This is a genomic window from Clostridium porci, assembly GCF_009696375.1.
In the GTDB taxonomy this organism is placed as follows: domain Bacteria; phylum Bacillota; class Clostridia; order Lachnospirales; family Lachnospiraceae; genus Enterocloster; species Enterocloster porci.
This window is the reverse complement of the sequence record NZ_VUMD01000024.1, coordinates 26176-40165: the sequence shown is the minus strand read 5'-3', so window position 1 is coordinate 40165 and position 13990 is coordinate 26176. Positions and strand designations below refer to the sequence as shown.

The following is a 13990-nucleotide window of genomic DNA, read 5'->3' as shown; positions in this document are numbered from 1 at the left end:
GTTCATTACTATAATTTTGAGCGGCCTGCGGCTGCTCTGGGCTATAAAAGCCCAGTTCAGTACAAAACCGAACTGGGCTTCTAAAAACATGGTGGTTTTCAGTGTCTACTTCTCCTTGACAGATGCATATAACTGGGGGTTGTATCATGCCTGTTCGGCAGCCAACAGAAAAGGGCGCTGATTTTTTGTGTATCAGCGCCCTTGAACCTGCGTTCTATTCAATTCTTGTTTGTGGGAGGATAGCCATTCTCCGCTAAACCGTTGATTTCTCTTGCTTTTGCTCTTTACCAAAAATGAAAGACATAAGACGATGAGTTGACTGGGGACAGCAACTCTATTATCAATCAAAAGAAGTATCTCGAAGGCTATGCCGAGCAGCAGGGCTACGGCAATGTTGTTCACTATACTGACGACGGATATTCTGGAACAAACTTCAACCGGCCGAGTTGGGGCGAGCTTTTGGAACGGATTGAAAACGGAGAAGTGGCGACGCTGATTGTCAAGGATATGTCGCGGCTTAGACGTGATTATCTGAAAGTGGGTTTTTATACCGAAGTCCTGTTCGTAGAAAAGGAAGTGCGGTTTATCGCTATCAACAACGGCATAGACAGCGCAAACCAACAGGACAGCGACTTTACCCCCTTTTTGAACATCATCAAGAACATAAGCTGTTTGGGAAGGGTGTTCTGCTGAATCACTCTTTTTCGACAAAGCGATGCGGTTCAATCGCAAACCGTTTTTATAGAATGTTGTCAGGTATATGCCCGGACCGCAGCCGGGTCTTTTCTTTTTCCCATTATACCACACCTACGAAGCGGTAAAAGATTTTAATGTCCTGGTGACGCTGACCGTCTATAACGGAGCGTTCCCCGATCTCGATGTGGTCAATCAGTTCCTCAACGATTTCCCGGTCAAGCTCCTGCACATCCAGATAGCGGCGGACGATGCCTGCCCATTGCCGGATATTTTCAACCTCCTGCTGGGCTTTTCGTTCCTCTGCCAGAAGTGTGTCTAAGCGGTCAGTCTTTTGTATGCGCTCCTGTTCGCTTTTCTGAATCAGAATAGCAAAGGTATCGCTATTGATCGTGCCACTGACCTTATCCTCGTAGAGTTTGACGGTCATGTGTTCCAGTTCTCCAATACGCCGCCGCAGTCGGCTGATTTCCAGTTTGGAATCTTCCTGCTTTGCGGTGCTTCCATAAAGAATCTGCTGTTTCAGCTTGTCCAGCACCTCGTTTTCATCCTGTGCCACCGCTTGACTGTGCGCCCGGATTTCATTCAGTACCAGCGTTTTCAGAGAGATTTCATAAATCCGGTGCCAGGAACAGGCGCTGTGTCCGGTGGTGGCAAAGTGTGAGCAGATATAGGAAACATACCGCTTGGATGTCCCGTTTTTTCTGCGCTGGGTCTCGCGGGTGGCTACCAGGGGATGCCCGCAATCAGCACAGACCAGTTTGCCGGTGAACAGGGCAGGCAGAGGGTCGGCACGGTTTGCTACCTGCTGTTTGACTACCCGGTTCTTTTCCTGAACCGCCTCCCACAGTTTCCGGTCAATGATTGCTTCATGGGCATCCTCGTGGCAAATCCATTCCGTTTCCGGCTTCTGTATCATGGTTTTGTCCTTGTAGGAACGGGAGCCGGTGCGGTTCTGTGTGACTATGCCGAGATAAACGGTGTCATTCAGGATGTTTTTCACCGTGGCATAGGTCCAAAGTTTGGAGTATTTGCAGATGCCTTTTTTTCCGTAGTGCAGTTCCCAGTGCCAGCGGGGAGAAAGGATGTCTTTCTTGTTCAGCACCGCCGCAATCTTGCCGTAGGCCATGCCTGAATAGCGCATCCGGTAGATCTCCCGCACCACAGCGGCGGCTTCTTCATCCACCACCAGCCGGTGTTTGTCCTCATCACTCTTGCGGTATCCGTAAGGAGCATAGGCGGTCAGGTATTGGCCGCTTTTCTTTTTGGAGTACAGCACTGATTTGATTTTTCCCGACAAGTCTTTCAGATGGTAGTCGTTCATCAGACTGCGGAAGTGCAGCATATCGGTGTTGTCGCCCTCGCTGTCCAGACAGTCCAGCACAGACACGAACCGGCAGCCAAGGGACGGGAAAATCACATCCGTATAGCGGCCTACCTCTACAAAGTCACGCCCCAAACGGGACAGGTCTTTGACCAGGATCAGGTTAATCAGGCCGTGGCGGGCATCCTCCAGCATTTCCAAAAATCCGGGCCGCTGAAAATTTCCACCGCTGTACCCATCGTCCCGATAAGTCTTGACCTCCATCCAGCCATTCAGCATAACAAATCTGGAGAGGATTTCATACTGATTTTCAATGCTGGTGGATTCATCGCCGGGGATATAGTTCTTTGCCTTTGCGGAATTGGAAGCATCGTCCACACTCAGGCGGCAGTAGATGCCGACCTTATATTGCTTCTTCAAGTGGCAGCCTCCTTTCTTCCGGGATATTTTCGCTTGCGGCAATATCCCTTGCCAGCGCCGCGTCCACATTTCCAACATAGCGGTAGTAAACGCGGAGGTCACAAACCCGCTGGCCGCCCACTTTTTTGGTTTCTCCAACCTCAATGCGGTCTACCAGTTCAAAGAGAATGGATTCATCCAGCTCGGTAATCTCTGTGTACCGGCGGATAATAGCCAGCCAGCGGTTCGCATCCGTGCGGTTTTCCAGGTAGCTTTTGACCTTGCGTTCCAGTTCCGGGATTGCTTCGGACTTTTCTGCCCGTTCTGCTTCATATTTGTGCATCAGGGTTTGAAAAACGGTCTGCGGGATGGTTCCGGCGCATTTATCCTCATAGAGATTCTGCATCAGCCGTTCCAGCTCGGAAAGCCGCGCCGTGTATGTTTTCAGCTCCTGTTCACAGGAGGAAAGGCGGCTTTTGGCTTCCTTATCCTTTAAGCGGATAATCTGCTGGACCAGCTGTTCCGGGTCATATTCCGCAAAACGAGCCTTTTCCCGAATGTCCTCCAGCACCAGATGGGTCAGCACATTCTCATAGATGGTGTGGATAGTACAGGCACCTTTGCCGCTGCGGGAGTAGTTCCCACAGATAAAGGAGCTGTACCGCCCCGGCGTCCCGTCTTTATAGGTGAATCGCTCCACCTGATTTCTCATTTTGAAACCGCAGTCCGCACAGTACACAAGGCCGGTGAAGATGCTCCTGTAACCGTCAGCGGAAGAAGATTTCCGCACCTTCTTTTTATCAATGCTGACTACGGTATCCCACAGCTGCTGTGAGATAATCGGTTCATGGGTTCCTTCCACACGAATCCATTCTTCCTCCGGCTTATTGATGAGTTTACGGGATTTATACGACAGCGTTCCGGTCTTTCCCTGAACCATGTTGCCGATATAAACCTCGCTGCGGACAATGTTTTTCACCGTCTGGTCTGCCCATTTGTGGTTGACCCGGCGCGGATCGCTCTGACCTTTGCGCTGGTAGTACAGCACACCGGGGGATGGGATGCCTTCCTCGTTCAGCGTGACGGCGATGGCGTGAAACCCTGTTCCGGCTGCCCGCATCTCAAAGATACGGCGCACAATCGGGGCGGTGTCCTCGTCGATCACCAGATGGTGCTTATCCGCCGGGTCCCGCTTATAGCCGTAGGCGGGATAGGTTCCCATGAATTTCCCGTTTTCCGCACAGGCTTTTTTGACTGCTTTGACCTTCTTACTGGTGTCGCGGCTATAAAATTCATTAAATAAGTTCAAAAAGCACATGACATCGGTGCTGCCATTGGTGCTTTCCGTGTCAATGCCGTTGTTCAGAGCGATAAACCGGCAGCCCAGGGATGGGAACAGGTAGTCCGTGTACTGTCCAAATTCGATGTAGTTACGGCCAAAACGGGACAGGTCCTTGACCAGAATCACATTGATCCGCTTGGCCTTGGCATCCTCAATCAGCCGCTTGACCCCAGGACGGTCAAAATTCGTACCTGAATAGCCATCGTCGATATAGGTATCAATTTCATTCCAGCCCCGCTGTCTCACATAGTTCTGAAGCAGCAGCTTCTGGTTCTCAATACTGACGGATTCACCGTCGCGTTCATCGTCGTTACTTAAACGGCAGTAGATGCCGACGTTGTATGTTTTTGTAGTCATCTTTATTTTCCCTCCCGACAATCCAGATTCCATACCTCGTGCGGCGTGATGGCTCCACAGGGAATATCCCTGTATGAACATCGTAGCGGAGAATCCATCGCCGCGCAAGTATGCGGCAAAGCCGGGAGGATGGTGTGACTATGTAGCCGTGTGTGCAGAGCAGCTGGCAGGTGTGGAAACCTCCGACATGGCGCGCCGGACAGCCAGCTGCTCCAAAGTCTTTCCCAGTTCCTTTTCACCCGAAAAAAAGCTGGTCACACGGTAAATGGTTTTCCCGATTTTCACCTCTTTGTAGGAGGTTATAGGGGTATTCCTCTGATCCATATTGACGCACCTCCAGTCAAAAAACCTGTTTCTTCATAAGATATGAGGAAACAGGTTGTCTCAATTCATATAAAGACAAGCAGCCGCACCGATAAAGTTGAGGGGATATGCGAACCTGCTAATCGGTACGGCTGCTGTATTGTAGTTTGGTTATTGCTCGCCACATTTGCCACGCACCCCTGACGATGGGGACATTCCGGTCTCCGCTGGCGCGGCTGTCATAACTCCGCAGCGTCGTTTTACTCGTGCGCCGCAGGGTTCCTCCCAAGTCTTTAGGAGGCCGTGAGGAAGTATCTTTAAGCCCCCATGCAGTCATCGCGCCGAATCTGCCACAATCCGTTTTATGAAATCGTAGATCGCTCCGAAGCAGTTCTTTCATCACCTCCCTGACTGCTCCATCTTCGCGGCGTTTCATATTCGCTCGTACATGGGTTATGTACCGGAAATGCCGTCTATTCAGTTGTCAAGCTGCATGAGAGAGATAGACCCTCTCACTTACTTCCCCGTTGGGAGAGTGGTTTTGGTCTATGCTTTTCCCATGTTTTCCAAAAAAATTTTTAATTTTTGGAGCAGCTTGACTTTGCGCTGATGCAGAGCTGTTTTGGAAATTCCAAGCTCCATGCTGACAATCCGTTCTGACTTGTCCTCGAAATACAGTTTGTGGAGAATAATCCTCTCATCCTCTGACAAACATTCCAATAATCCCTCCAGCCAAACGGACGAGACCGCCTGTTCCTCCACGGGTTGACCAGAAGTAGCAAACTGCTTGTCCTTTGCCAGCAGGCGCTCATAGGAATCCTCTCTGCTGGGCAGAAAAGTTGCGGTGTCTTTCTGGAACTTCTCCGTTTTCAGATCGTAGGAAAAGTATTCTTCTTTTCGCTCATAGTGCTGATACACACGGTAAACCTGTTCGCTTACCGGCACAGCCTGTCCATCTATGTAAAGATAATAATTCGCCCTTTCTTCACGATTTTTACTCATAGCCGTTACCTCCGAAAAAGTTTGAAAAGTAGATAGGTTTTCAAACTCTCGAAGGGCGGCGAACGGCAGCCGACAAAGCGGAATCGTTTCTGTCGAATCACCGAGCAAGATGGTTCAGCAGGTGGCGGTTTGTCGGACTTTTTGTGATACTCCCGTCGATTTCTGCTTCTAAATGAAGAAAATGCGGGTTTCTTATCGAAAAAAAGCGTACAAAAAGAGGGCACAAGTGAACTTGCTATCACTTGCGCCCTGATTGGACTGGATATTTTATTTTGGAGGTCTCCACCTGTTAGCGGTGGAGAAAGGTCAAAAGGGGCATCTACCCATAAGCGGCCTCCCTTTCACCGCTATGGGGATAGAAGAAAGCAGCCGAAACATACTTTACTGATACCCATACGGTATCTATTTTTTGGATTATTCATATATTTCCAAACTGCCCTGTGTCCTTTCGGTATATCGTCCTGATTATGGACATTCTGTTTGATTTGATACGTCTATGATTTCTCCAATTTCTTTTTCACTTAGGATATAATCCACGTCCAAAAGTAAAATGACCTGTGTTCTTTGCGCTATTCCTATTAAGTAGTTTGCCTTGTGATCTGATTGTTGGGGTGGCGGACAGATATCCTGTGGTGAAATAGTCTCCACATCATTTACTGCATCTACAATTAGACCGAAAGAACGACTGTCAATACGGATTAAAATAATACAGGTACGCTCACTATAATCTGAGACCTGTTGGCCTAAACGCAAACGCAAATCCATGATTGGGGTTAACTCGCCTCGGATCGATAAAATGCCTTTTATGTAAGATGGGAAATCCGGTAATGGAGTAATATCCATCATGTGTACAATTTGAACGACTTGTCCGATTCCAATACCAAACAGCTGGTTATTGCACCAAAAAGTCAAGTATTTATCCGAGCTAACTTTATGTTCTTCATTTTCCCCGGATAATTCGTGCAAATTTTGTATGCGTTGTTCTTGCATAGTCTAAGTCACCTCCCTTGGTTAATACTTATCCCGGTAAATGTCAGTCCCAGCCGGAATTGCAAAGTCGGAATAATCTTTTTCCAAAAAATCCATAGTGCCGGATGTAATCTTGAATTTTCCAACAAGGTTCTTCAGCATAACTGCTTGACTGGAAAGCTCCTCGCTTGCAGCTGCACTTTCTTCCGAGGTCGCGGAATTGGTTTGCACAACGCTCGAAATCTGATCCAAGCCTTGCGTAATTTGCATAATCGCTTGTGCCTGCTCTGCCGAGGCCTCTGCAATTTCTGTGATAGAGGTAATAACCTCTCCTGTGTATTGAGCAGTTTCGTCTAGGACTTCTGCGGTGTCAGCAGCGAGAATACTGCCGTTTTCTACCGCTCTAATGGATTTTTCAATCATTTCCTGTGTTGTTTTCGAGGCGTCAGCGGACTTACCTGCCAAGTTTCTGACTTCATCGGCTACAACGGCAAAGCCCTTACCAGCCATTCCAGCTCGTGCCGCTTCAACAGCAGCATTCAATGCCAGAATGTTAGTTTGAAAAGCAATGTCATCAATCGCTTTTATAATAGTCTGAATTTCAGCAGAAGTTGCTTTGATTTCACCCATTGCGGAGACAAGTTGTTTCATTTTTTCTCCGCTTTCATCCAGACGTTCTCCCGCAATCTTACACTTTGTGTTGGCGGTTTCTGTTCGCTCTGCATTCAAGTTGATCTTTGCAGAAATGTCCTGTGTCGTTGCAGACAGTTCTTCGATAGAACTGGCCTGCTCGGTAGCGCCCTGACTAAGCGCTTGCGCTCCGTTTGAAACCTGCTCTGACCCGGAAGCAACTTGGCTAGCAGCCGTGTCAATTTCGCCAAAGGCTTCGTTTAATTGTTTCAGCAAATCAGAGGCAGACAATTCAATTTTACGCAACTCTCCCGGAAAGGTCATGGACGGTTGAATTGTAAAATTACCGTTTGCCATCTCACGGAAGCACAGAGAAATTTCATCAATAACCCTTTTAAGTTCCGCAAAACTGGTACGAATACTATCGCAAACCTGACCAAATTCATTCTTGCTGTGGAATGTAATCTCTGAATCAAAATCTCCCTGTGCAAGCGCTCTCGATGCAGCTTCTATTTCCTTAAGCGGCTTCATAAAATCACGAACTAATCGAATTGTTACAAGTATAGCGGTTAAAATAAATAATACTGTCAGGCCAAAGGTCACTCTTTCCGATATGACACTGATTCTTCTTGTTTTCTCTGCTGACTGTACAAAATCTTGCTGTATATGGTCGGAAAAATCCCTTAAATCCACCCGTATTTCCTGGGAGATTGGAATGTATTCATTTCTTATAATTGCTTCAGCTTTTTGCCATTCGTCGCCATTACCAGTTAATAAAATTTCTTCTGCCGAAGTTCTTATATCTCGCATCTCTAAAATGTGTTCTCTAAAATGTGCAAGTTCACTCAGATCTTCTTCTGAACCACTGCTTTTTAGAATGCTTTCCATCGTTGTGAGAGAAGTATTAACTTCATTTGCTCTTTGCTGACTATCGGCTTGAGTATCTTGGACCAAATTCATATCACCCGCTAATGCCATATCCAGCAGATTTCTTTCGACTATAATGATATTCCTGCGCACATTTTGGGCTTCCAAAACGACAGGGAATATGTCCGTGTTTGTCTGGTCAACATTTTTGCGCAATTGCTGCATACTATTTAGCGAAAGCAGCAACGCAACACCCGCAAGTAATACAATACTTGTGCTGAATGTAATTAGTCTTGTTTTTATTTTCCAATCATTAAACTTTTTACCTTTCATAACGCATCTCCTCATTCTCTAAAATACCTCTTAGTATTAACAGCCCCTGAAAAATCGGCAGCTAACTTTGGAATTGCAACTGTACAGAAACCGTTTACCTCCTGTTCCTGTGCTGGTCTATCAAAAAACGCAAAAAGGAAGCGGTTATCCATCCGGCCGGAATGGACAACTGCTTCCTCTGTTATAGCGATATGCGGACAGCACAAAAACAGGCAGATTTACCTCTGTCTGTCTGTCTGTCTGTCTGTCTGTCTGTCTGTCTGTCTGTCTGTCTGTCTGTCTGTCTGTCTGTCTGTCTGTCTGTCTGTCTGTCTGTCACGAGTTTATTCCATGAGGACATCACTGTCAACCCCCTTTTTCATATTTTTTTCTTTTCCATGCTCCCGCTTTCTTTCAGCAGAGGCTGCATATATGGATGGGTCTGCCTGCTCGGAAGCATACAGGGTATCTTCGCAAATCGTTTCTTTTTTATTTCCACCGTTATCCTCCATCCATACGATTTTTGTCTGTTTTTATCAGCATATATTATAGAAAAGGAGTTGTCAATAGGTTTTGCGCCAATAGGGCATATAGTGTGTTGAATGTGCAAACTTGGTTTTGAGAAAATACCGGCAAACCTGCTAATAGGTGTCAAGCCCCAAAATGAAAAATCGGATATCTGAAAATGAGCATAACAAAACAGACCTGCAACAAAGTAAAAATTGCAGACCTGAGGGTTTTATGACTTTGAGGTTTCGTATTTACAGCAGAGTCAAGCGATTTCTTGAGTGTTCAGATATTCTTTTACTCTTGCATAATAAATCCGCAGGAACTTTGCAGCTCCGGCCACAGTATAGACATAGAAATGCTTTCCCTCCGCTCGTTTCTTATCCATGAAGCAGAATACAGAATTGTCAGGGTTTCCGTGAACAAGAATCATGGAGGCGATCTCAAACAGCACCTTACGCAAGTGAGGTGAACCGCGCTTTGAAACATGACGATTCTTTGCATCGAATGTACCGGATTGATACGGTGGTGCGTCCACACCAGCGTATGCAACCAGAGCACCTTTGTGCGAAAAACGGCGGACATCACCAACCTCAGCCATCAACTGCGGTCCTGTGATTTTTCCGACACCTTCCATCCCCATCACCAGCTCATATTCTGGCAGCAGAGAGGCCAGCCGGTTCATTTCTGTGCGGAACGCATGAAGCGAATCATACACGGTATTCAGGCTGATTGCCGCTTGCGTTATCAGCAGTTTTGTACTATCATTTTTGGGAAGCGTGGCAACGGCGTTCCTGGCTGCGGTATGGATTCGTTCGGCATCGGAAGTACTGAATCTGTAACCGGTTCTTTTGCACCATTTTTGGAAGGTGTCTGCAAAAGTATGTAGGGATAAAGCTGCTACGCATTCTTTATGCCAAAAGCGGATCACAAAATCCACCCATTTGACATGGCCCTTTGAGTTCCTGCCTTCATTCAGAAATAACTTATTGGCACCGGGGAATGTCTGATCCAGGAGTGAAATTAAACCGTTTCTCAACATTGTACCGGTGGTGGTTGTCCGCTCATAGAGCCGATTCTGGATCTTCAGCATTTGCCTTGTTTCATCTTCTGCGGAATATTCCCTCAGATCCATCCAGAATGTGAGACCATAATTTGCGATTTTCAACGCATCCGCTTTATCCGTTTTAACCTTGCGCAGTGAATTGTCGCTGAAGTTGTGGATCAGAATCGCGTTGACTACACTGACAAAGAATCCAGCCTGTTGCAGCGCCAAAGCCACGGGTCTCCAATACATTCCTGTATGCTCCATGACAATTCGAATCTCGCTGCCTTCATCGTCAAGCCCCTGTAGCTTCTCAAGCAGATTCTTGATACCGGTGACATCATGGCCGACGTCAAATGGGAGTAAAGCCACTTCACCGCCTGGTCTTCTGGCTGCCACTGTGCTTTTATATTTTGAAACATCGATTCCAACCGCTGTAATGACTCCTGCGCTCATACACAATCCTCCTTTGTTTGGTTTTATAACCGGCGACCGCCACAGTTCATTACCGATTCAGCTTGCTTAGTCACACGAATGTACGGATTGCTCCGATGATTCAACCTGCGTAAATCGAACGCTGCAATGAGAGGGTCGGCTAACAGTTTGCACAAACGAGCGTGGTTAGCTCAAGCAATGCCCCGTAAGGCCGATTACCTCTTCATTGTAGCTTAGGTTTGAACCGCTGAACAGCATTACCAGCGCAACACCGTTCTTGGGGTCAAACATATTGTAGCAAGCAATGCCTGTGTTAATACACACAGGCCCGCAGAGAAGAAAATCCCTTTGTGATTTTCCTCTCCGCTTGCTTGCCCGGGGCAGCGCCCCCAAGCCCCCTTGAACACAGAATTTCGTTCTGTGGCTGCGCGTTCTGCGAACGCTTTTGACCATGACCGGCTCACCGCTGGCCGTGGTCTTTTTCCTGTTCTTTTTTCTGTTCCTCGTCCATTTTCAGTAGCCGGTCCACATTGGCCTTTGCCGTCAAAAGTTCCCGCATTTCCTCACGGGAACGCCGGTACTCGGCGTAGGTTTTCTTCTTTTCCTCCAGCAGCTTTGCGTACTCGGCTTGCAGGTCTTTGACCTTGGGCAGCTTCTTCACGCCCATCTCGTCAAAGGCATTTTTTGCCGCCTGATGGAGCAGGATTTCCTGCTCATGTTCCTCCCGGAATTTTCGGGAATAACCGGCCTTGCGGTATGCCACATAGACCTCACGGGTCTTGGCATAGTTGATGATATGGGTACGCAGGACGGCGATCTCCGCCATGCGTTTCTCCGCCGCCTTGATCTGCGCCGACAGTTCGTTGTGGTGGGCGGTGGCTGCCGCCGCTTTTTCTGCCAGCTCCCCATAATCCAGCAGCTGATGTTCGGTGAGAAAATTTACAGTCTGCGCCATCTGTTTCAGGTTAAAAACCTTGGCCCATCGCGCATAGCCAGCACCTTTTCCAGCCTGCAATTTTGCCTGAATGTCCACCAGCAGATTGACCTTGGGCGGCTCCGGCTGCACGAGGGATTTTTTACGGGGCGTATGCTGTTTTTCACCGGCCAGCACCGCACGGATTTCTGCTTCACTGTACCCGGCCCCCAGCTTGTCATCCATGCGGGCTACATTCTTCCAGCCGGGCGCTTTGAGCCGTATCGCTTTCCCGCGCCGGGATACTTCACAGCCCATTTCCGAAAGCGGCTTCAGCAGCGCGTCAAAGTCTGCCGGTTTCTGCTCCAGCGCACGGTCAATCATCACCCGCAACTGTTCCCGATGGGAGGGCTTGGCCTGTTCGCCCAGCCACTTGTTGTAGCTTTTTCCGTGGGGTTTTGGGTCCTCCACAATGGACAATCCGTTCTCGATACAGATGGTATCGCTCAAGCGCCGGACGGCTCTGGTGCTGCCCCAAAAGTTGCGGAATTTTCGGTCATATTCTAAGCTGACCGATGACCAGATGATGTGATTATGAATGTGCGACTTATCTATGTGAGTGCAGACTACAAAGGCATGATTCCCCTTGGTGAATCGCTTGGCAAATTCCACGCCCAGGCGGTTTGCTTCCTCCGGTGTGATCTCTCCGGGTTTGAAGGACTGGCGCACATGGTAAGCGATTACATCATCCGCCCCGCGCACCCGCCCGGTGGCGGCGATATACTGCCGCTTCGCCAACAGAAACTCCGCATCGGCGGTCCGGCTGTCACAGCCATAGCCGGTAATCAGTTTTCCGTTGTCGGTCTTTTGCGGATTTGCCACATAATCAATAATATCGCTGATTGCTCGGCTCTCAGTGCGCCCCTTGCCGATATGCAGGGGCATGATGCGTGTGGTTGCCATAGATGGAGCCTCCTTTCCAAAAAAGAAACGGCCTGCATGGTGCAGACCGCTTTCGTTATTCTATAAAATCATTCTCATCAAGAAAATCAAAATCGTCATCGGTGTCCTCTAACTGTTTTGGAGGAAACCTCATCTCGTATTGTTCTTTTGCCAGTGCACGAACTTCCGGGCGCTTATCTTTCATTCGTTTTTTCAGCCAGGAAATCTGCTCCTTTAATAACCGCCAAGGGAGATTCAGTAAGCGGTTTACCGTTATTTGCTCCGCTTGTTTCTCCGGCGATAAAGAAGCACAGGATTTACAGATGTGCGCCGCATGACCTTTGCCGGAAAATTTTTCGTTAGCCTTATATTCTCCGCAGACTTTACAATAATGTCCATGCTTCTTCATAGGCTCGATTCCTTTTCACTGAGCGCATATAAACTGCGAACCGCCCCCATGATGATGTTCCACTCCAAATCTGCCGCATAGGAAAACTTCCTGCGGTAAGATTCCCAAAGTTTCTGCATCACAGGACTGCTTTCCACTTCATTCAAAACATCCACAGCTTCTGCAAGATGCCGTTCGGTTCCGCGTTTTTTGGCAGTTGCCAACAGTGCATCATAGAGCGTCTGCCTGTTCAATGTGTTCCCGTGGAGCTGATCCAGAATATAAATGTCATAGAAATCTCTCATGCGGGTGTTGGTGGTGGTTCTGGTGATGATTGTTTCCAGCTTTTCAGCCAGAACGGTTTCCAGATTGTATGCCCAAATGTCAATGGAGCGATCTTCCAGCATCAGCTTGAAAGAGTAGCGTACCTCCCTGGGGGTAATGGCATCCCCTGTGGAAATGTCAATCTTCAAAGGTGTCACCACACCGTCAAAGGTTGTAGTCATGCTGACCCGAATCCCAGGATACTCCGCTTCATCCATAATCTCTGAAATGCTTTTCAGCTGAAATTTGACGCCATCATCAATCGGCACACTCACAATAGCAGAAATCAGGTTCTCGATCTCCTCTACATTAACATTGGCTCCTTTTACAGTAGCGTCCAAGTCCATCGTGGAACGGGCATCCAGTCCAACCATTGCCGCTACCAGCATCCCGCCTTTCAGAATAAATTTATCACGATATTCAGAAAGGGAAATACGCTCCAGAAAACGCTCCATCATATAGTTTCGCATTAAAAGCTGTGCATCCGCAGATTTTTCTCTGGAAAGATTGCGAATCAAATCTTTTAGCTGCCTTGCTGTCTTTATCATAAAAGCACCTCCAAATACTGCCGTAAAATTTTTTCAACCCGGAACATACCGGCATACCGCATCAAAGTCCGCAGATCCTTGTCCTTTCTTCTGGCATACATCTTCAGCGTACCTTGAAAAGTCTGTATTTCCATGCTGCTTCGGCTGCGGAGCAGATCGCAGATGGTGCGCTCCATATCATAGACAGGAACCGTATGCCCAAAAGGTGTTTGGCCAGTTGTCAGCCCTACCTCATATAGTTCTGGTTTGATGGTGTAAACAGAAAGGCCCTCTGCCTTTAAGCGAGTGGTGCTGTACCCTCTGCGCACCGTGATAGCGTATGGAGATGGTTCCCGGTCTGTCAAGTCATGGAAAAATAGCGCTGATTCATGGGAAAATACTGCCTGACCACATCGCAGATGTAACAGAAACATCGCATCAATCCAGGTGTCCTCGGAGACATAAATTCCGTGAGCAACCTGCTGAAGATTTTTCTCTTTGACATATTCATAAAAAATGGGTTTTACAATTCCGCTAGCGATTACCTGTGCGGTTTGCAGCATCCCATCATGCTCGGTCAGAAGTCTGTCTAATTGCTCAAACCGTTCTGATTTGGTCACATCCATCACTTCCTTTCGTGCTACTATTATACACGGATGTAGCACAGAAGTAAATATAGCAATTTAACAGACACTGTCTGGCATTTTTGTG

15 protein-coding genes are annotated in these 13990 nt (G+C 47.8%); 2 read left to right on the top strand and 13 right to left on the bottom strand.

Translation table 11 applies throughout. The features are described from left to right. The coding region (locus FYJ39_RS20725) for a hypothetical protein (RefSeq protein ID WP_207708711.1) at positions 1-181 on the top strand (181 nt) is incomplete at its 5' end. A 134-nt stretch (positions 182-315) separates the two neighbouring features. Further along, positions 316-693, top strand: a complete 378-nt coding sequence (locus FYJ39_RS18325; protein WP_154473836.1) for a recombinase family protein — start codon at positions 316-318, stop codon at positions 691-693. Between the two features lie 103 nt (positions 694-796). Here FYJ39_RS18325 and FYJ39_RS18320 read toward each other — a convergent pair whose 3' ends face one another. The 13 genes from FYJ39_RS18320 to FYJ39_RS18255 all read right to left on the bottom strand — a co-directional run bounded on the left by FYJ39_RS18320 (position 797) and on the right by FYJ39_RS18255 (position 13905). After that, entirely contained in the window at positions 797-2437 is a 1641-nt protein-coding gene (locus FYJ39_RS18320; protein WP_154473835.1) for a recombinase family protein, read from the bottom strand. After that, positions 2421-4115, bottom strand: coding sequence for a recombinase family protein (locus FYJ39_RS18315; protein WP_154473834.1), 1695 nt, complete (start codon positions 4113-4115; stop codon positions 2421-2423). Before FYJ39_RS18315 ends, FYJ39_RS18320 begins: the two co-directional genes overlap by 17 nt. A gap of 138 nt (positions 4116-4253) precedes the next feature. Then, positions 4254-4439: a hypothetical protein gene (locus tag FYJ39_RS18310; RefSeq protein WP_154473833.1), complete on the bottom strand. Its 186-nt coding sequence runs from the start codon at positions 4437-4439 to the stop codon at positions 4254-4256. Between the two features lie 525 nt (positions 4440-4964). Further along, the gene (locus tag FYJ39_RS18300; protein WP_154473831.1) at positions 4965-5420 is read right to left on the bottom strand and encodes an RNA polymerase sigma factor sigma-70 region 4 domain-containing protein; all 456 of its coding nucleotides are present in this window, start codon (positions 5418-5420) and stop codon (positions 4965-4967) included. Between the two features lie 465 nt (positions 5421-5885). Beyond that, positions 5886-6410, bottom strand: a complete 525-nt coding sequence (locus tag FYJ39_RS18295; protein WP_154473830.1) for a chemotaxis protein CheW — start codon at positions 6408-6410, stop codon at positions 5886-5888. 21 nt (positions 6411-6431) lie between these two features. Beyond that, complete coding sequence (locus FYJ39_RS18290; RefSeq protein ID WP_195840477.1) at positions 6432-8219, bottom strand: methyl-accepting chemotaxis protein; 1788 nt, start codon at positions 8217-8219, stop codon at positions 6432-6434. A 181-nt stretch (positions 8220-8400) separates the two neighbouring features. Then, the gene (locus FYJ39_RS18285) at positions 8401-8559 is read right to left on the bottom strand and encodes a hypothetical protein (protein ID WP_154473828.1); all 159 of its coding nucleotides are present in this window, start codon (positions 8557-8559) and stop codon (positions 8401-8403) included. Positions 8560-8970: 411 nt separating this feature from the next. Continuing rightward, positions 8971-10191, bottom strand: a complete 1221-nt coding sequence (locus FYJ39_RS18280; protein ID WP_195271082.1) for an IS110 family RNA-guided transposase — start codon at positions 10189-10191, stop codon at positions 8971-8973. A gap of 180 nt (positions 10192-10371) precedes the next feature. After that, positions 10372-10638, bottom strand: coding sequence for a hypothetical protein (locus FYJ39_RS18275; protein ID WP_154473826.1), 267 nt, complete (start codon positions 10636-10638; stop codon positions 10372-10374). 7 nt (positions 10639-10645) lie between these two features. After that, entirely contained in the window at positions 10646-12061 is a 1416-nt protein-coding gene (locus tag FYJ39_RS18270) for a relaxase/mobilization nuclease domain-containing protein (protein ID WP_154473825.1), read from the bottom strand. Between the two features lie 55 nt (positions 12062-12116). After that, on the bottom strand, positions 12117-12449 hold the full coding sequence (locus tag FYJ39_RS18265) for a hypothetical protein (protein ID WP_154473824.1): 333 nt from the start codon (positions 12447-12449) through the stop codon (positions 12117-12119). Further along, entirely contained in the window at positions 12446-13300 is an 855-nt protein-coding gene (locus FYJ39_RS18260; RefSeq protein WP_154473823.1) for a nucleotidyl transferase AbiEii/AbiGii toxin family protein, read from the bottom strand. The genes FYJ39_RS18265 and FYJ39_RS18260 overlap by 4 nt, the downstream gene beginning before the upstream one ends. Beyond that, positions 13297-13905, bottom strand: coding sequence for a type IV toxin-antitoxin system AbiEi family antitoxin domain-containing protein (locus tag FYJ39_RS18255; protein WP_154473822.1), 609 nt, complete (start codon positions 13903-13905; stop codon positions 13297-13299). Before FYJ39_RS18255 ends, FYJ39_RS18260 begins: the two co-directional genes overlap by 4 nt. Positions 13906-13990: the final 85 nt, after the last annotated feature.

What these genes read in the sequence shown, in the direction of transcription:
- FYJ39_RS18315 (WP_154473834.1), bottom strand. Translation starts at nt 4,115, where the DNA reads ATGACTACAAAAACATACAACGTCGGCATCTACTGCCGTTTAAGTAAC.
- FYJ39_RS18310 (WP_154473833.1), bottom strand. Translation starts at nt 4,439, where the DNA reads ATGGATCAGAGGAATACCCCTATAACCTCCTACAAAGAGGTGAAAATC.
- FYJ39_RS18300 (WP_154473831.1), bottom strand. Translation starts at nt 5,420, where the DNA reads ATGAGTAAAAATCGTGAAGAAAGGGCGAATTATTATCTTTACATAGAT.
- FYJ39_RS18295 (WP_154473830.1), bottom strand. Translation starts at nt 6,410, where the DNA reads ATGCAAGAACAACGCATACAAAATTTGCACGAATTATCCGGGGAAAAT.
- FYJ39_RS18290 (WP_195840477.1), bottom strand. Translation starts at nt 8,219, where the DNA reads ATGAAAGGTAAAAAGTTTAATGATTGGAAAATAAAAACAAGACTAATT.
- FYJ39_RS18285 (WP_154473828.1), bottom strand. Translation starts at nt 8,559, where the DNA reads ATGTCCTCATGGAATAAACTCGTGACAGACAGACAGACAGACAGACAG.
- FYJ39_RS18275 (WP_154473826.1), bottom strand. Translation starts at nt 10,638, where the DNA reads ATGGTCAAAAGCGTTCGCAGAACGCGCAGCCACAGAACGAAATTCTGT.
- FYJ39_RS18270 (WP_154473825.1), bottom strand. Translation starts at nt 12,061, where the DNA reads ATGGCAACCACACGCATCATGCCCCTGCATATCGGCAAGGGGCGCACT.
- FYJ39_RS18265 (WP_154473824.1), bottom strand. Translation starts at nt 12,449, where the DNA reads ATGAAGAAGCATGGACATTATTGTAAAGTCTGCGGAGAATATAAGGCT.
- FYJ39_RS18260 (WP_154473823.1), bottom strand. Translation starts at nt 13,300, where the DNA reads ATGATAAAGACAGCAAGGCAGCTAAAAGATTTGATTCGCAATCTTTCC.
- FYJ39_RS18255 (WP_154473822.1), bottom strand. Translation starts at nt 13,905, where the DNA reads ATGGATGTGACCAAATCAGAACGGTTTGAGCAATTAGACAGACTTCTG.